Origin of the sequence: Dyadobacter fermentans DSM 18053 (assembly GCF_000023125.1) — a bacterium.
Taxonomy (GTDB): Bacteria; Bacteroidota; Bacteroidia; order Cytophagales; family Spirosomataceae; genus Dyadobacter; species Dyadobacter fermentans.
The window spans coordinates 4,066,182-4,083,644 of the sequence record NC_013037.1 but is presented as its reverse complement, the minus strand read 5'-3'; the positions used below and the strand labels follow the sequence as shown (position 1 = coordinate 4,083,644).

Here is a 17,463-nt window from a genome sequence, read left to right as displayed (position 1 = left end):
GTTGAGTGAATGATTCGCCCGTTCAAAATTACTGATTTATTAAGTGCTTCGACCCTTGTGCCCGAAATTCGGCGTGGGACGCGGCGCAAATGCGGGTGGCGATCTGGCATACTTTTGATAATTTACCGACTATGCCAAAACAGCCACTCTTACAGTTCACGGGAAAAAGCATATACTGTGCCGTTGCCGACGTCCACATCGACCCGTGGATTCCGGTTGGCCGGGCGATCATCACACACGCACACAGCGATCACGCGCGCTGGGGCAGCCGGCATTACCTGGCGCACCAGGACAGCGAGCCGATCCTGCGGCTGCGGCTCGGGCAGGACATTAACCTGCAAACCGTGCAGTACGGCGAGAAATTCATGATCAACGGCGCGAAGTTTTCTTTGCATCCGGCAGGGCATATCATCGGCTCGGCGCAGGTGCGGGTTGAGTACCAGGGCGAAGTGTGGGTGGCGAGCGGCGACTACAAGCTCGAAGACGATCATTTCGCTACGCCCTTTGAACCAGTCAAATGCAATGTGTTCATTACCGAATCCACGTTTGGACTACCTATATATAAATGGCAGCCGCAGCAGCAGGTCATGTCGGAAATCGACGACTGGTGGGCGCAAAACCGTGCCGACGGCAAAACCAGCGTGCTGATGGGCTATTCGCTGGGTAAAATGCAGCGTATTTTGAAGAACATTCAGTTGCAGGACGACGTGCTGTATGCGCACGGCGCCATTTACACCGTAAACGAAAGGCTTCGGGAGGCAGGTTTCGATCTGCCCGAACTCACGCTGGTTACCAAAGAAACCGACCGAAAATTGTTCCGTGGCGCATTGGTACTGGCCCCGCCGTCGGCCGACGGTACGACGTGGATCAAGAAATTTGCACCGTATTCAGTGGGCTACTGCTCGGGCTGGATGGCTTTGCGGGGTGCCAAAAATCGCCGCGCAGTGGACCAGGGCTTTGTGCTGAGCGACCACGTCGACTGGCCCGACCTGAACCGGGCCGTAAAAGAAACCGGTGCCGAAAAAGTATATGTTACCCACGGTTATACGAGCATTTACTCCCGCTGGCTCAACGAAAACGGCATTGAAGCGGCCGAAGTGACTACGATGTACGGCAATGAGGATGAAAATGAAGAAGAGGAAACCGTGCAGGACGCCAGCGCCGGCAAGGAGGCTTACGAGGAGCATAAGCAGCAGCTGGAAGGCGAAAAACATGCGGAACATAACGATTTTGAGCCATGAAACAGTTTGCCGAACTCTTCATGAACCTCGACCGCACGAATAAAACCAATGCGAAGGTCGAACTGCTGAAAAACTACTTCCTGACGGCGTCGGACGAGGATAAGCTGTGGGCGCTCACATTGTTTACCGGCCGCAGGCCGTCGTTCAAGGTCAATCGTACGCAGGTGAAGGGATGGGCGGCAGCGGAAGCCGGCGTGCCGATGTGGCTTTTTCAGGAAAGCTACCAGAGTGTGGGGGATTTGGGCGAGACCATTTCGCTCCTTTTGCCGCGGACCAGCCTGGGAGGTTCGGACAAATCGCTCTCGGAATGGTTCCGATATCTCGGTATGCTGCCCGGCATGAGCGACGAAGAGAAGCGCGACCACATTATGCAGGCCTGGATGCAGCTTTCGCAGCACGAGACATTTGTTTTCAACAAGCTGCTCATGGGCAGTTTCCGCATTGGCGTATCGCAGACGCTCGTCGTGCGTGCGCTCGCGGAAGCGACTGAAACGGATTCCAACGTGATTGCGCACCGCGTAATGGGCCAATGGGACCCGCTGGAAACCACTTTCGAGCAGCTCATTCTCGACAAAGGCGAAAACGACAATGCATCGCGGCCCTACCCGTTTTTTCTCGCCTATCCGATCGAAGGCGACGTGGCGGACCTCGGCGAGGCAATCGATTGGTTTGCCGAATGGAAATGGGACGGAATCCGGTCGCAGGTGATCTACCGGAATCAGGAGCTGTTCATCTGGACGAGGGGCGAAGAGCTATCCACTGAGAAATTCCCCGAACTGCATTTTCTCAGCGACGTTCTGCCCGAAGGCACTGTGCTCGACGGCGAGATCGTGACTTACATGAATGGCCGGCCGATGCCTTTCAATGTGCTGCAAACGCGCATTGGAAGGAAAAATCTCTCTAAAAAAGTGCTTGAAGAAGCGCCGGTGGCGTTTTTGGCCTATGATATTCTTGAAGCAAACGGCGTGGACATTCGTGGCCTCACACAGGAGCAGCGCCGCGCGCAGCTGGAAGCGATCCACGCCAATGTGCCGCCGCAAAACCATTTCAACCTGTCGCCGCTGATCGATTTCACGGACTGGCAGCAGCTGCGGGAGCTGCATCCGCAATCGCGCGAGAATATCGCGGAAGGATTTATGATCAAGCGAAAAGCGGGCATTTACCAGGTTGGCAGGAAAAAAGGCGACTGGTGGAAGTGGAAAATCGATCCGCTGAGCGTGGACGCCGTGCTCATTTACGCCCAAAAAGGCTCCGGTCGCCGTGCCGAGCTCTTCACGGATTACACCTTCGCGGTCTGGGGCGACGACGGCAAGCTGGTTCCATTCGCGAAAGCCTACTCCGGCCTCACCGACGCCGAAATCGGTCAGGTGGATTACTTCATCAAGCGCAACGTCCTCGAAAAATTCGGCCCTGTCCGGACGGTAAAGCCGGAACTGGTTTTTGAAATTGGCTTTGAAGGCATCAACGAATCCTCCCGCCACAAATCGGGAATAGCCGTACGCTTTCCGCGGATTTTGAGATGGAGGAAGGATAAGAAGGCGGCGGAGGCGGATAGCCTTCAATCACTCAGGGCGATTCTGGAAGGGTTCAAATGACCGCCTTTTCGTTCAGTTTGGCTTTTTTTGGATCAAAGCGCTTGTCCAGAAATGATTTCAGCAGCGCGATAACAGGCTTCTCAAACCATTTGTGAATTGCAATGCTTACCAGGCAAACCGCGATCATCGAAAGTATCAGGCCGATCAGTTCGTAGATCTCCCCTTCGGGACTGAGGCGCACGAATATCAGTCGCAAAAAACCATATATCACGAATGGATGTACCAGATACATAGCATAACTGGAATCACCCAGGAGTATCATCTTGGAGTGAACTTTATTAGTGCTGTCAACGCGGCCTTCCAGCAATAAAAAGCCGGCCGCCAGGAAAAATGACGGGATTCCGAACAGCAGGAAACGGATGGAATAAGGATCTGTTGTGTAGTCGGCGTACATCAAAAAAAGGAGACTTAGAAACCCTAAGACGATCCCCGCGGTTTTCGCCGGCTTGGACAGGAAAAGCAGTTTGCTTTTCCACAAATAAAACAAGATGCCGCCCGCTACAAATTCAAGAACGATCGTTCCGCCCCAAAAGCGCAGCATGTGGTTGTCGGAGGGGAACAGAGTGGAAATCAACACAAATGCCGACAGGCCTGTCAAACAGGCTATCATGCCTTTCTTTCCTTTAAAGATGGTTACAAAAATGGCGATAGCGAGGTAGAAGAACATTTCGTAATTCAGTGTCCAGCCCAGCGACAGAATGGGGCCGCTTCCTTTGATGCGGTAGGGGATGAACAGCAGCGATTTTACAATGGCCTCAGGGGTGATAATGACGTTCCGAAACCATGTAGGTTTGGCCAGATAGAGACCGGTCGTCAGCAATGTCATGGAATAGTAAAGCGGTACGATCCGGATGATGCGGCGGTAGAGAAATGACGCCGTGCTTTTGTCGACGATGTACGCCATGATAAATCCGCTGATGATGAAGAATATATCAACACCGAATCCGCCGATCGTTGGCTTGATATATTCAAAGTGTGCGAATACTACAAAAAGTGCGGCGATTGCCCGCAGAATCTGGATACTGTTAAGCATGATGGAAAAGTAAGTGTGCTATAACCGCATTGCCGGTTTGGCAGTCCACCGCGAAATTAGTCAATATTTTTAAGTGATGGCTATTTCGCCTATTCCGGCAGATATGGAATGGAATTTGATATTCTTTGTATTTTACTGAAAAACATCCTTGAACATTTTGACCAAATCCCGCGGACATAGCATTGTTGAGCAATGGTTTAAAGATAAAAAGTGGAAGTGGGCCGCTTTTCAGAAGGAGGCCGCGGCGGCTTACCTAGCGGGGAAAAGCGGATTGGTGAACGCTCCTACGGGCAGCGGCAAGACCTACTCGCTCTGGCTGCCGATCCTGATCCGGCATATCAATTCATTACCCAAGAAGCCGTTGAAGACCAAAAAGGGCCTGCAAGTCCTTTGGATAACGCCGCTACGCGCGCTTTCAAAGGATTTGTTCCGCAATATGGAGATGGCTGCGCTGGAAATGAACCTTACGTGGCGTGTGGGCATCCGTACGGGCGATACGGGCACACGCGAGCGCAACGAGCAAAAAAAGCAAATGCCCGATGCCCTCATTATCACGCCCGAGAGCCTGCATATGCTCTTCACCCAGAAGAATGCCTCCGAATTTTTCAAAAACCTGCATACGGTGGTGGTGGACGAATGGCATGAGCTCATGGGCAGCAAGCGCGGCACGCAAACCGAGCTCGCACTGGCCCGCCTCCGCACGATCAACCCCGACCTTCAGACGTGGGGCATTTCCGCAACCATCGGCAACCTTGAAGAAGCGCGGCAGGTGCTGCTGGGCATGCAGTTTCCGCAGGAAAACGCAGTGACGATCCGGGCCAATACCGAGAAAAAGATATTGGTAGAAAGCATTATACCCGAACGGGTGGAAACATTACCGTGGTCGGGGTATATGGGCATCAGGCTGGTGGATAAGGTGGTGGAGATCGTGAACCAGAGCCGCACGACGCTGCTTTTTACCAATACGCGATCGGGCACGGAGATCTGGTACCGGACAATCATCGAAAAATACCCGGAGTTCGCCGGGATAATGGCACTGCACCACGCCTCGCTCGACCGGGAGATCCGCGATTGGGTGGAGGAGGCATTGCACGACGAACGATTAAAGCTCGTCATTTGCACCGCCAGCCTCGATTTGGGAGTCGATTTTCGCCCCGTGGACACGGTGATCCAGGTGGGAAGCCCCAAAAGCATCGCGCGGTTTGTGCAGCGTGCCGGGCGGAGCGGACACCGGCCGGGCGTGGATAGCAAGATCTTTTTTTGTCCGACCAATGCCCTGGAACTGATCGAAGCGGTGTCGCTGCGGGAAGGCGTGCTCAAAAACATGATCGAGGACCGTCCGCCGGTTGCTCACGCATTCGACGTGCTGGCTCAATGGATGATCACGCTTGCCGTCGGAGAAGGGTTTGATGAGGCGGAGCTTTTTGAAGAAGTACGCAGTGCTTATGGGTATCAATACCTTAACCGGGAGGAATGGGAATGGCTTTTGGGCTACATCACGACCGGCAGTTCTTCACTCACTGTTTATGACGAATACAAGAAGGTAGAGCGCGTGAATGGCCGCTACGTGGTGACGAGCCGCCGCATTGCACACCGGCATTTGCTCAGTATGGGGACGATTGTTTCGGAGGTTTCGCTCAAAGTGAAGCTCCAAAGCGGCAAATATCTGGGTGCGGTGGAGGAATCGTTTGTAACCTGGATGAAAACGGGCGATGTGTTCTTCTTCGCGGGCATGAGCGTAGAATTTGTACGAATCCATGAAATGACCGTGACCGTCAAAAAAGCCGATGGCAAAAAGGGCTTCCTCGTGCGCTGGGCCGGCGGGCGTATGCCGCTTTCCTCGCAACTGTCGGCATTCATCCGCGAGCGCCTGGCCGACGCCATTGAAAATCCGCATAAAGAACTGGAACTGGCCAAAATGCAGCCGTTGCTCGAATTGCAGGCCAAGCGCTCGGTTATCCCCAAAACCAACCAACTCCTGATCGAACAATGCGAAACCCGCGAGGGATATCATATATTTATATTTCCGTTCGAAGGCCGGCTCGTGCACGAGGGAATGTCGATTCTGCTCGCCTACCGCATCAGTCAGCTGCGACCGATCACGTTCTCGGTGGCGATGAACGACTACGGATTTGAACTGTTGAGTGATCAGTTTGTTGATATAGGTGAAATCCTCGGCGAAACCGATCTTTTTTCGACCAAACACCTCGTGGACGACATTTACCAGAGCGTAAATGCGACGGAAATGGCCAAGCGAAAATTCCGCGAGATCGCCGCGATAGCGGGGCTGATGTTCCAGGGGTATCCGGGGAAATACGTCAAAACCAGGCAATTGCAGGCATCCAGCTCGCTGTTATTTACTGTGATGAGCAAATATGAGGACAACAACTTGCTCATCAAGCAGGCATACCAGGAGGTTTTGACCTACCAGCTCGAAGAAGTGCGCATGCGCGACGCGCTCGCCCGGATCGAGCATCAGAAAATAGTGATACAACACACCGACAGGCCCACGCCATTTTCATTTCCGATCATGGTGGACCGGCTTCGGGAGCAATTAACTTCGGAAAAACTGGATGACAGGATCCAGAGAATGATCAAACAGTACAGTAATGCAGATTGAGATCAGAGGCAACCATTTTTTATTATTGACGCAGCGGGCGATTTTTTGGGAAGAAACGCAAACATTACTGATCGGGGACCTGCATTTGGGCAAAGTGACGCATTTCAGAAAGGAGGGCATCGCCATCCCGAACAATGCCGCGGCCAACAATTTCGAGCGGCTCAATCAAATCGTGCAGCAAACAGGCGCCACACGCATCATTTTCCTCGGCGACCTTTTTCATAACCAATACAATTCGGAATGGGAAACCTTCCGCGAATGGCGCGCCGAGCACCATTACATCGACATGATCATCGTCATGGGCAACCACGACATACTGCCCATGAGCCTGCTCCTTGAATGTGATTTGGAGGTTTATGTAAATGATTATGAAGAAGATATATTTATTTTCACCCACCACCCGAGAGTAGAATTCGACCCATCAAAATTCGTTTTCGCGGGCCACGTGCATCCCGTTTTCACTTCCTACGGGCGGGGCCGGCAAAGCGTGCGGCTGCCCTGCTTCGTGATTGACAAGCACCAGGCTATCCTGCCGAGCTTCGGCGTGTTCACGGGAGGGTATCAAATGGGGCTCGCGGATGATCGGAAGATTTATATTACTACGGAGACTCGGGTATTTTCTGTTTGTTAAGATTTGATAGTTAAGGAGTTATGTTAAATCTGGAAAAATCTGGAATCAGATTCCATATTTTTCCAGATTTGCTTATTTTTGGTGTATGATAGCACGAAATGCAGCTTCAAAAATCGACCAGCTGGCATCGGTTTTCAAATCCGTAGCCATTACGGGTCCGCGCCAATCGGGGAAAACGACGCTGGCAAAGTCGCTTTTTCCTGATAAAACTTACCTGTCACTTGAAAATCCGGATGTTCGCCGGTTTGCATTGGAAGATCCGCGCGGGTTCCTTTCGAGGTACCAATCCGGCGCGGTTTTCGACGAAGTGCAGCGAGCGCCCGAGCTTTTTTCCTACTTACAGGAAATCCTGGACGAATCGCCCGAACCAGGCCGCTTCATCCTGACCGGCTCCAACAACTTTTTATTGCAGCAAAATATTTCACAAACCCTCGCCGGACGTGTTGCCATTCTAAATCTGTTGCCGTTCAGCACGGAAGAGCTATTTGCAGAGCTGGGCAATGTGCCGGACGAAAACGAGCTGATATTCAACGGGCTTTATCCGCCAATTTACGAGCCCGGTATCCCGCCTGCCGACTGGTTTCCGAATTACCTGCGCACCTACATTGACCGCGACGTACGGCAAATCAAAAATATTACCGATCTCATTGTCTTCGAAAGGTTCGTCAGATTGCTGGCCGGTCGGAATGGGCAGGAGCTTAACCTTACGTCGCTGGCCGTCGACACCGGCGTGGACACGAAAACCGTGCAGTCGTGGATTGGCATTCTCGAAAGCAGTTTTATTATCTATCTGCTGCGGCCGCATTATAAAAACTTCAACAAAACCCTCGTCAAGCGGCCCAAAGTGTATTTTTATGATACCGGGCTTGTCTGTTCTCTATTGGGTATTTCCAATGCGGGACAGGTTGCGCTTCACCCTTTGCGAGGTGCGCTCTTCGAATCGCTCGTGGTTACCGAGCTCGTCAAACAGCGCACGAACGCGGGTAAACTCGTAAATCTCTATTATTGGCGGGACAAAACCGGCCATGAGGTGGATATTATTGTTGATAATGGGTTGTCGTTGATCCCCGTTGAAATCAAAGCCGGCAAGACCGTGAATAACGAATTTTTCAGCAATATGACTTACTGGAACAAACTGAGCGGGGCCCAAACCGGCTACATTGCCTACGCCGGTAACCAGACGGAGGAGCGCTCGAATGGGATCAACGTTCTGAATTGGTTTGAGTTGCTGCGACGGAATGTTTGAGTGTGCCGGTATTCCGCATTAGTTAGGAGGCTCCTTCGGAGCCGCGAACGGGCAGGATATCGGGATGCTATAAACAGGCATTCCGCCGGAATTATGCATTTCGACAATCGTTTTGCAGTGTAGGCCTCGTCTGTTAAATCCCGTGGTTTCAAAATCGAATGAATCACAACCACGTAGGGTAGCACTGTTCCGGGGGAACACCCTGTTTATAGCAATCCAAAAGGCACCAATGTGCTTGGCTCCGAACGGAGCCTCCTACATGCATCAACCGTTACCATTACCGACCATCAAATCGATAATTCTCGCCTAGTTGGGAAATCAGATTCGCAACACGCAGCTGATTTACAATATGCATTCGCATTTCACCGCTCACATTCTCCATGTTTTCCATGCAGAGGAGGCTTTCGGTTATGAAAGTCAGCGAATTGATAATCTCGCTGGCGCTGTCGGTTTGGAAGAATGACTGGATGATTTCGTGTTCTTCTAATAGGGCTTGTGTGGTGAAGTGGTGTGTAGTGTGGTCATAGTTCGTGAATGTTTTGTTTTTGTAGGAAACTCTACAAATGTTGCTTAAACAAAACAATTATGAATTGGGGGAATTCACCCACGCGCATGAAAGTCGTTTTAATTAGAGACCAATCTATCAAACGACATGGCAGTAGTAGAATTCCCCCAGCTCATAGCCCGAGGTTGTGGCCTGGATGTACACAAAGATACAGTAGTTGCTTCAATCAAAGGGACGGGAATCCAGGAAGAAACCCGGACCTTCGCCACCTTCACCAGAGACCTGGAAGATTTGTCGCATTGGCTTGAAGGCCATCAGATTACCCACATCGCTATGGAGAGTACGGGCGTTTACTGGCGGCCTGTGTATTATGTTTTGGAAGGCCGCTTTGAGATCATTTTGGTTAATGCCCGTCATATCAAGAACGTTCCCGGCCACAAAACTGATAAAAAGGACTCCGAATGGATCGCCAAGCTGCTGTTGAGCGGACTTCTTCGGCACAGCTTTGTCCCGGAAGGATGGGTGCGGGAGATAAGGACATTGCTACGCCACCGTAAGAAGCTTGTCAATGAGCGTAGCCGGGAGAAAAATCGGTTACAGAATATTCTGGAAGATGCCAACATCAAGCTCGGCAGCGTGGTTAGCGATGTGTTTTCCAAAACCGGACAGGGGATCGTAGATCTGCTTATGGAAGGAATTACTGACCCCGTGGTTCTCTCAAACCAGGCCAAAGGTTCGCTGGTAAATAAAAAGCAGGTTTTACAACAGGCGCTTTACGGCCGGTTCTGTGAGCGTCACCGCTTTATGTTAAAGTTGCTCACACAGACAATGGGCGCCCTGGAAAAGCTCATCGAACAACTTGACCAGCAGATTGAACTTTGCCTGGCCGGTAAGCAGGCCGAGCTCGCACTACTGCAAACCATCCCAGGCGTATCCAGGCAATCAGCTATTGGTATCGTTTCCGAGATCGGTCTGGACATGTCCCAGTTTATCTCAGACAAGCACCTGGCTTCTTGGGCAGGGGTATGCCCAGGCAACAACGAGAGTGCAGGAAAAGTAAGATCGGCAAGGACCACCCATGGCAACACCTATTTGAAAACAACATTGATCGAAGCAGCCTGGGCGGCAAGCCATACGATGAATACCTACCTGTCATTCAAGTACCACAAGCTCACCCAAAGACGGGGAAAGAAGAAAGCGGCAATGGCGATTGCCCACCACATACTCACAGCATCATACCATATCCTCCGGGATAAATTACCTTACAAGGAACCAGCCCTGAGACCAGAAATCCTGATCGAAAGAAGGAAAGCTGAAATCCAACGGTTAGAAAACCGCGTAAGGAAGTTGAAAATATTAGCGTCCCAATAGAAAGGTCGAGGCTTTTTTTGGTGGACTATACCCCGTAAACAAAACTGATAACAGACGCTAAGCACCCACAGCTGTTGCCATAGAGCACGTAGAAAAAATTTTTCTCTAAGAGGAAAAGCGCTTACATCGATCTGTGATCATCGGATTACTTTGTCTATACGGGTTTAGAAAAGACTTTCAGAAAAAAAAGCCGCAATCACGGCTCGTAAACTATCAAAGTCTCAATTCTGAAATTTCCGAATTCGAGCAGGATGTCACGCATTCGCTTTTCGGAAATCCCCTGTTTGTAGGTATAATCTCTCCAAGCAACTACCGGCTTTCCCTTCTTAATGTCAGGCGGAAGTGATGGGTATACATTCTTTATCCACCAGTCAAACGCTTCCGGAATTGAATCAAACTTCTTCATTCAAATATAATCATTATTCGAGTTTCCTACAAAGCAGTAGGCGTGTTTTTTTCCGAAGTTAGGACAAATACATTTTCCAAATCTTCTTCACTATCGTTGAAAAGACCTTTTTCATCAATGTAATTTTCGAAAAAATCGTTGATGTCCATTTTGTAGCTGGATCCCGGTCGCCCGATTTTTTCCTGGAATCGCTTCCATTCAGGAAAATAATGGGAGTAATCAGCTAGCTGGAACTGATCGAGGCTAAGCTTTCATAATGGTGGTGTATAGTTAAATGTACCGCAAATATACGGCAATTTTCCAAGCCCACCCCCATTACCCAATCACCGCATGATTCGGCGGGACCTTTACTTTCAGATGCTTATTAATTGCCCTGATCAGCTCTTCCGCTTTAAACGGTTTCGTCACAAACCCGCTGAAATTGCAGGCGGCGATTTCGGGTGTTTTTTCCGCGAAGGTATCGGCGGTGAGCGCGATTACCGGGACGTGGTGATGGCGCGGATAGGAGCTTTGGATCTTCTTCATGGCCGTTACGCCGTCCATGACCGGCATTTGGATGTCCATCAGGATCAGGTCGTAATCTTCCGTTTCGAGCATGTGCAGCACCTCTTTTCCGTTGTTGCAAATCACAAACTCGGCTTCCCATTTTTCCAGCAGGTGTTTCAGCAGGATCTGGTTCGCGAAAATGTCCTCGGCGGCCAGAATGCGATAGCCTTTTAAAGACAGTTTCGTCGGCGCATTGGTTTTTTCTTCTTCATAGGACGTGCTTCCCTTGCCGAAATTGAGGACCACCGTGAATGTGCTTCCCTTGCCCAGCGTGCTGCGGGCCGAAATGGAGCCATTCATGAGCTCGGTGATCTTGCGGGTTATGCTTAGCCCCAGCCCCGTGCCGCCGAAGTTGCGGACGGCATTGTTGTTGTGCGCTTGGGAAAAGCTGTCGAAAATCACGCTCAGCTTGTCTTCCGAAATGCCGATTCCTGAATCGGACACGTCGATTTTCAGGTCGATGCTGTCGCCGTGATCTTTATCGAGGTGCACGGATACTTCCACAGAACCGCCTTCTTCGGTGAATTTGATGGCGTTGCCGATCAGGTTGACCATGATTTGGTTCAGCCGGTAAGGGTCGCCCATGACGATCTGCGGAACGTCGGTGCTGCATTGGAAAGTGAATTGGATCGACTTCTCCTTCGCACGGATTTCGAACGTTTTCATGAGGTATCCCAACTTCTCGCGCAGGTCGAATTCGAAGTTTTCCAGACCGAATTTTCCCGCTTCGATCTTCGAAAAATCGAGGATGTCGTTCAGGATAACCAGCAGATTATCAGCGGAATATTTAATGGTGTTCAAATACTGCTGCTCCTGTCCGGTAAACCCGCTCGATAGGAGCAGGTCGGTGAATCCGATGATCGCATTCATCGGCGTCCGGATCTCGTGGCTCATCGTCGATAGGAAGTCGGATTTGATGCGGGTAGCCTCTTCGGCATCTTTTTTCGCCTGAATGAGCTCCTTTTCGGCGATTTTGCGGGCCGTAATGTCGATGGCCGTGCCCAGCACTTCCTGCACACGCCCGCGCGCGTTCCTTTTGAAAGGCACTTCACGGGTGATAATCCAGATTTCCGAGCCGTTTTTGTGTTTCAACCTGAATTCCTTTTCAACCACTTCCGCATCTTTCACACTGTAGCGCATGTGGTTGTAATGCGCGCGGAAAGTATGCTGGTCGCGCTCGTTGATAATCCGCGCAAGGCCCTTGCGGGTGTCGGTTTCTACCTCGTGTTCCGAGTAGCCGAGTATTTTCCAGATTTGCTTGTTGTGGAAAATATTGGTCCATTTTTCAATATCAATCACATAAATGATATTGGGCGAAAGGAGCGCGATTTTATTAATAAATTCCTCTTTCTCAGCCAATTCGTGCTCCGCTACTTCCCGGCCTTTTTCCATTTCGAGCATCTGGCTCATGGTGTGGAAGGCCTTCGTGAGTTTTTCGGGGTTCACTTCCGATTTTGGAAAGTAATCCAGCGCCCCGGCTTTCATCATCTCGACGGCAATGCGCTCGTCGCCATGCGAGGTTAGCACGATCACGGGCAGGTGGGGCGCGCGGAGTTTCACGGTTTTGAGCAGTTCCAAACCGTTGGTTTTAGGCAGCTGGTAGTCCAGAAAAATGCAGCCAGGCGTCCACGTTTCCAGCATCCGGAGCGCTTCTTCGGCATATTTGCATACTCGGATCTCCCCTATTTCAACTTGCGCCCTGCTGATTGCACGGCTCAGTTTGATAGCGTCGATGTCGTCGTCTTCAACAAGCAGAATGGAAAGAGGGGGCATAATGTTCAGATATAGTGGTGAATAACGGCTATTGAGGATATTCGCACAGGGTCCAGTAGCTGTTTAATGTGGATACTGCGGCAATGAACCGGTCCATCGACAATGGTTTGAGGATGTAGCCGGCGACGTTCAGGTTGAATGCGTCGATTTTGTCACTGTCTTCATTCGAGGTGGTCATCACAAATACAGACAGCGTACTGAGCGACGGGTCTTGCCTGATTTCTTTCAAAAACTCGATTCCGCCCATTTTCGGCATGTTAAGGTCGAGCAGCACGATCTTCGGCTTAGGATAATCCAGGCTGTCGGAACGGAGCAGCGCCAACGCCTCGATGCCGTTGGATGCGACGACGAGCTGGTTGGAAATATTGTTCTTTTTGAATGCCCGCTTGACATTCATTACATCTACTTCATCGTCTTCTACCAGTAATATGGTCATCGGGATAGGGGAGGAAAGGGACATCTTGTTGTTTTTGAATTGTATTTAATTGGGTTATCAGGGACATATCAAATGTCTTTTGCTTCGTTTTTCGGCCAGGTAAAGTAAAAAGTCGTGCCGACGCCCATTACCGAGTCGATGCGGATCTTGCTGTGCTTTTCGTCGAGTATTTTTTTGACGATCGCGAGTCCTACGCCGGTGCTTTCTACCTCGTCGCGCGCCTGAAGCGTCTGGAAAATGACGAATATGCGTTCGTGGAACTCGGGGCTGATGCCGGGACCATTGTCGCCGACGTGAAATTCGTACTCTTTCCCAAGGTCCTTCCAGCCGACGCTGATGCGGATTTCATCTTTATCATTGTATTTGATCCCATTGGAAACGAGGTTTTGGAGAATCTGCGTCAATGCGATCTTCTCCGCCTCGATTTCCATAGATGCGTCGCCCTCAATGCTGAAAGAAAGCGGCTTTTTGGTGCTGAAAGATTCGCACAGCTCGTCCACCAGTCCTCTGATCACGAACTTCTCCTTCACGGTTTTCATTCTTCCGGCGCGCGAGTAGGACAGGATGCCGTTGATAAGGTTCTCCATCCGGTGAACGCGCCCGCGCAGCAGCCGGAACTGGTCCTTCGTTTCGCCTTCGAGCATATCGGCAATGTCCTCTTCGATCCACTCGGAGAGGTTGTTGATCGCCCGCAGCGGCGCTTTCAGGTCGTGGCTTACCACATAGGCAAACTGGTCGAGCTCCGCATTAATGCGTTCGAGGTCGCGGGTGTAGGATTTTAGTTTCGTTTCGGCGGTCACCCGTGCGGTCACGTCCGCGAGCGTACCGGTAAAGCCAATGTGCTGCCCGTTGCTGAAATAAGGGGTAAGTGAAACGCCCAGCCATTTTTCCTGGCCGCCCACCGTATAAATCCGCAGCGTTTCCTCCTTTCCCTCGGTTTCCTGGGAGAGTATTTCGGTCACTTTTTCCCTGGCTTCGGCGGTTGGGAAAAAACCTGCGAAGCTTTGTCCCATGCTGGCGCTCACCGGGTAGCCGGTAATGCTTTCCCACGCCTGGTTCAGGTAAGTGAAATTACCGTCGCGATCGAGCTGCACCAGCACTTCCGAAATGCTGCCTACCACTTCTTCGAGCCTTTTACTGGTAAGGGCAGCCTCTTCTGTTTTTTCCTGGGCAATGCGGCTAAGCTCGCGGTTGGCCTTGAAAAGCTCTCCCGAACTCTGTTCCAGGATCAGTTCCATGCGCGACAGATCGTCCTGGTATTCGGTATATGCCTGGTTTACAGCCAGTAGGAAATCTTGTATGTCGGGGTGTTCGGCTAGGTCGGGCGGCAGCGATTTCCGGATTTGCCGCTTCAACAGCCGGTGGTAATTGGTTTCGGTCAGTTCGAGCGTTTGCATGGGTGTCATTCACGGAAGGTGGTAATGGTCATAGTCTGGTTATGAAGCTCGCAAAGCGAATCGCGGTTGAATGGCGCCAGCTCCCCGTATGAGTAAAAGCCGGTCATGACAGGCCCGTCGAGCACTTGGGACACGCATTCCACTTCCTCTTCCACCATTTGTTTCAGCACGAGCTTGCGCCCGACGCAGCTCACCAGGATGGCGAAGTCCGGACTATTGCCCAGTGCGCGGCCGGCTTCCTGGGCCGCTTCTTCGGCCCCGTTCACAAGCCGGTCGTTATTGGCCTTCATTAATCGCACAAATGAGCCCTGCGGAATATCGCCCGCGAATGTGAGGCTCTTTTCTTCCTCATTAATTCCCAGGATGGTGCGCACCACGGGAACACGGTCTTCATTATCGCGCATGCTCAGTGGAAACAGCAGTCCCGACGCCGGCAATTCTTTGGCTTTTTCACCCAAAAACGATTTGTAAAGGTCAAGTGCGGGCTGGCCGTCGATTTCGTAAAGTATGTTGTCCTGCGAACGCGTCACTTCCCTGTCGAGCCCGAAACTGTCCCATCCGCCGCGCGAGCCGTAACCGATCGTCAATTTTTCACCATAAAACCCGATTGCCGCTACACTTTCCGTCGCGACTTTTCCATCGGGCTCAATAATTATCGTACGGGAGAAGTGAGAACCGTCGCCAGCGAGGCCGCCGGTAATGGTAACGCCATCGGAAAGGCCTTCTGTCATGCCTTTGACGAGGTCGGTGCCGTTCACTTTCAGGCCATCCGAAACGACGAAAACATGTTTCAAACCTTCCTGCGGAAGCTTGGAAACGAGCAGTTTTCCCGCTTCCGTGCTATCGAAAGCCACATCGGTCAGCTGGATTTTGGAGCTGCGCACCATCACGGAGTCGAATGCGATGCCTGTTACGATCACCGTGTGCTCCCGCACCGATTCGTTGGCGATTTCGCCTGCTGTGGAACATCCGGAACATACCGCACCCGGAAATTCCGAGGCCAGTTGGTGAGCAATTCCCGTCGTTTCAAGCAATTCGCGGTCGCCGAAAATGAACAGCAATTGCGGTGAAAAGGAGAATGCGATTTCGGATTGACTATCCGAATAGACAAATTGTTCAATCTGCATACGTACAGGCGGTTGCGGCTGTTTAATTCGATCTACAATTTACATAAAAACTTTTGAGAACGAACTACTTTTACGCAAGGCGATATGCAGCCACTGTAATTGGGTAACTGCTACGAAATAGATGGGAACGAGATGCCTTTGATTTTTCGGAATAATTCTACGGCATACAGGTCGGTCATGCCTGATACAAAGTCGAGTACGGTTTGAATTTTGGAATAAGTGTCGGTGCGCGACGTGATGAATTGCTTCGGTATCAGGTCCACCAGCTTGCGGGTGTAATGCGAGTTGTTATGGAGGTATGCAGGCACAAATTCTTCCAGCAATCCACCCATGACTTTGTAACCCGCCACCTCGATCTGCACCACCGATGAATAGTTGTAAATCTTCTGTACCGAAATCCGGGCAATTTCCTTCATGGCCGACCGGTGAGGCTCGGGAATGCGGTCGATCAGGCTTGCATTGAAATCGCCTTTCAGGATTGTATTTTGTTCATTAATAAATAGTTCGGAACATGCGCCGATGAGCACGCTGATGGATTTCGCCCGCAGCAGCCCGATTTTGGCATCGTCATCCTCGATTTCGGCCAGGCGGCCGGGCATGCGCGGATCGTTGCATAACGCCAGCAGCAACGCTTCCACTTCCTGGTAAGACAGGATTTTGAGGCGGTGCGCATCTTCGAGGTCGATGATATTGTAACAAATATCGTCGGCCGCTTCCACCAGGTACACCAGCGGGTGCCGCTTATAAACGAGCGGCGATTGCGAAACTTGCGAAAGCCCCAGCTCAGTGGCAATCTTTTGAAAACCAGCCTGCTCGGATTGGAAGAAGCCGTATTTTTTGGTATAAATATTTGCTTTTTGATGTCCTGCACTGGCTTCGCAGGGATATTTTGCGATGGCAGCCAATGTGGAGTAGGTCAAAGCAAAACTGCCGTAACCCTTGCCTGCATACGGATGGGTGAGAATGCGGATCGCATTGGCATTTCCTTCGAAGTGCGTGAGATCGGCCCATTGCGCTTCGCTTACTTCTTTTTGGTATTTCAAACCGTCGCCATCGGTGAAATAATGTGAGATCGCCGCCTCGCCGGAATGCCCGAAAGCCGGGTTGCCGAGGTCGTGCGCGAGACAGGCCGCCGACACGATGTTGCCGATCTCGCTGATCAGCGGCAGATCGTCGTCGATCTGATGGTTTTGTGTCCGCAAATGATTGTAGAACATCCGCCCGAGCGATTTGCCCACGCTCGCTACTTCCAGGCTGTGGGTAAGCCTGTTATGAACGAAAATGCTTCCTGGCAGCGGAAAAACCTGCGTTTTGTTCTGCAAACGGCGGAATGGCGATGAAAAGATCAGCCGGTCGTAGTCGCGCTGGAATTCCGAACGCGCTTCGGTCGGGTCGGAATTGTATTTGTCTTCACTGCCCCAGCGTTTGGCCGACAGCAATTTTTCCCATTGCATCATATTAATTTCAAATAAGCCGCAAAACTAATGCCTTTCGTCGAAAATACGCGGAAATAAGGCTGGGGGCTTTATCAGGTAG

General features: G+C 51.2%; 14 protein-coding genes. 7 read left to right on the top strand and 7 right to left on the bottom strand.

Annotated features, from left to right (window positions below):
* Window positions 1–131: 131 nt before the first annotated feature.
* Together DFER_RS16505 and DFER_RS16500 are read left to right on the top strand one after the other, a co-directional pair.
* A complete protein-coding gene (locus DFER_RS16505) occupies window positions 132–1,241 on the top strand; it encodes a ligase-associated DNA damage response exonuclease (RefSeq protein ID WP_041735226.1) in 1,110 nt (369 codons plus the stop codon).
* Window positions 1,238–2,836, top strand: a complete 1,599-nt coding sequence (locus DFER_RS16500) for an ATP-dependent DNA ligase (protein WP_015812789.1) — start codon at window positions 1,238–1,240, stop codon at window positions 2,834–2,836. Before DFER_RS16505 ends, DFER_RS16500 begins: the two co-directional genes overlap by 4 nt.
* Here DFER_RS16500 and DFER_RS16495 read toward each other — a convergent pair.
* Entirely contained in the window at window positions 2,829–3,869 is a 1,041-nt protein-coding gene (locus tag DFER_RS16495) for an acyltransferase family protein (RefSeq protein WP_015812788.1), read from the bottom strand. The two genes, DFER_RS16500 and DFER_RS16495, sit on opposite strands and share 8 nt — an antisense overlap.
* A 157-nt stretch (window positions 3,870–4,026) precedes the next feature.
* Between DFER_RS16495 and DFER_RS16490 the strand changes: the two genes are divergently transcribed.
* The 5 genes from DFER_RS16490 to DFER_RS16470 all read left to right on the top strand — a co-directional run bounded on the left by DFER_RS16490 (window position 4,027) and on the right by DFER_RS16470 (window position 10,242).
* A complete protein-coding gene (locus DFER_RS16490) occupies window positions 4,027–6,489 on the top strand; it encodes a ligase-associated DNA damage response DEXH box helicase (protein WP_041736489.1) in 2,463 nt (820 codons plus the stop codon).
* Window positions 6,479–7,120 carry a ligase-associated DNA damage response endonuclease PdeM gene (gene pdeM, locus DFER_RS16485; RefSeq protein WP_015812786.1) on the top strand — a complete coding sequence of 214 codons (642 nt, stop codon included), beginning with the start codon at window positions 6,479–6,481 and terminating at the stop codon, window positions 7,118–7,120. Before DFER_RS16490 ends, pdeM begins: the two co-directional genes overlap by 11 nt.
* Before the next feature lie 85 nt (window positions 7,121–7,205).
* Window positions 7,206–8,366 carry an ATP-binding protein gene (locus DFER_RS16480; RefSeq protein WP_015812785.1) on the top strand — a complete coding sequence of 387 codons (1,161 nt, stop codon included), beginning with the start codon at window positions 7,206–7,208 and terminating at the stop codon, window positions 8,364–8,366.
* Window positions 8,367–8,676: 310 nt separating this feature from the next.
* Window positions 8,677–8,829 (top strand): hypothetical protein, encoded by a 153-nt coding sequence (locus DFER_RS30170; protein ID WP_187293388.1) that lies wholly within the window; start codon window positions 8,677–8,679, stop codon window positions 8,827–8,829.
* A 189-nt stretch (window positions 8,830–9,018) separates the two neighbouring features.
* The gene (locus DFER_RS16470; protein WP_015810681.1) at window positions 9,019–10,242 is read left to right on the top strand and encodes an IS110 family RNA-guided transposase; all 1,224 of its coding nucleotides are present in this window, start codon (window positions 9,019–9,021) and stop codon (window positions 10,240–10,242) included.
* 196 nt (window positions 10,243–10,438) lie between these two features.
* Here the strand turns inward: DFER_RS16470 and DFER_RS16465 are convergent, their stop codons facing one another.
* The 6 genes from DFER_RS16465 to DFER_RS16440 all read right to left on the bottom strand — a co-directional run bounded on the left by DFER_RS16465 (window position 10,439) and on the right by DFER_RS16440 (window position 17,384).
* Window positions 10,439–10,648: a hypothetical protein gene (locus tag DFER_RS16465; RefSeq protein ID WP_015812783.1), complete on the bottom strand. Its 210-nt coding sequence runs from the start codon at window positions 10,646–10,648 to the stop codon at window positions 10,439–10,441.
* 315 nt (window positions 10,649–10,963) lie between these two features.
* A complete protein-coding gene (locus DFER_RS16460) occupies window positions 10,964–12,967 on the bottom strand; it encodes a response regulator (RefSeq protein ID WP_015812781.1) in 2,004 nt (667 codons plus the stop codon).
* Between the two features lie 28 nt (window positions 12,968–12,995).
* Entirely contained in the window at window positions 12,996–13,427 is a 432-nt protein-coding gene (locus tag DFER_RS16455; RefSeq protein ID WP_015812780.1) for a response regulator, read from the bottom strand.
* 44 nt (window positions 13,428–13,471) lie between these two features.
* A complete protein-coding gene (locus DFER_RS16450) occupies window positions 13,472–14,809 on the bottom strand; it encodes a sensor histidine kinase (protein ID WP_015812779.1) in 1,338 nt (445 codons plus the stop codon).
* Entirely contained in the window at window positions 14,806–15,927 is a 1,122-nt protein-coding gene (locus tag DFER_RS16445) for an FIST signal transduction protein (RefSeq protein ID WP_015812778.1), read from the bottom strand. The genes DFER_RS16450 and DFER_RS16445 overlap by 4 nt, the downstream gene beginning before the upstream one ends.
* 110 nt (window positions 15,928–16,037) lie before the next feature.
* Entirely contained in the window at window positions 16,038–17,384 is a 1,347-nt protein-coding gene (locus DFER_RS16440; protein WP_015812777.1) for a deoxyguanosinetriphosphate triphosphohydrolase, read from the bottom strand.
* Window positions 17,385–17,463: the final 79 nt, after the last annotated feature.

Bases quoted from the DNA above. Each gene is read 5' to 3' on its own strand.
- DFER_RS16505 (WP_041735226.1), top strand. From the start codon at position 132: ATGCCAAAACAGCCACTCTTACAGTTCACGGGAAAAAGCATATACTGT.
- DFER_RS16500 (WP_015812789.1), top strand. From the start codon at position 1,238: ATGAAACAGTTTGCCGAACTCTTCATGAACCTCGACCGCACGAATAAA.
- DFER_RS16495 (WP_015812788.1), bottom strand. From the start codon at position 3,869: ATGCTTAACAGTATCCAGATTCTGCGGGCAATCGCCGCACTTTTTGTA.
- pdeM (WP_015812786.1), top strand. From the start codon at position 6,479: ATGCAGATTGAGATCAGAGGCAACCATTTTTTATTATTGACGCAGCGG.
- DFER_RS16480 (WP_015812785.1), top strand. From the start codon at position 7,206: ATGATAGCACGAAATGCAGCTTCAAAAATCGACCAGCTGGCATCGGTT.
- DFER_RS16470 (WP_015810681.1), top strand. From the start codon at position 9,019: ATGGCAGTAGTAGAATTCCCCCAGCTCATAGCCCGAGGTTGTGGCCTG.
- DFER_RS16465 (WP_015812783.1), bottom strand. From the start codon at position 10,648: ATGAAGAAGTTTGATTCAATTCCGGAAGCGTTTGACTGGTGGATAAAG.
- DFER_RS16460 (WP_015812781.1), bottom strand. From the start codon at position 12,967: ATGCCCCCTCTTTCCATTCTGCTTGTTGAAGACGACGACATCGACGCT.
- DFER_RS16455 (WP_015812780.1), bottom strand. From the start codon at position 13,427: ATGTCCCTTTCCTCCCCTATCCCGATGACCATATTACTGGTAGAAGAC.
- DFER_RS16450 (WP_015812779.1), bottom strand. From the start codon at position 14,809: ATGACACCCATGCAAACGCTCGAACTGACCGAAACCAATTACCACCGG.
- DFER_RS16445 (WP_015812778.1), bottom strand. From the start codon at position 15,927: ATGCAGATTGAACAATTTGTCTATTCGGATAGTCAATCCGAAATCGCA.
- DFER_RS16440 (WP_015812777.1), bottom strand. From the start codon at position 17,384: ATGATGCAATGGGAAAAATTGCTGTCGGCCAAACGCTGGGGCAGTGAA.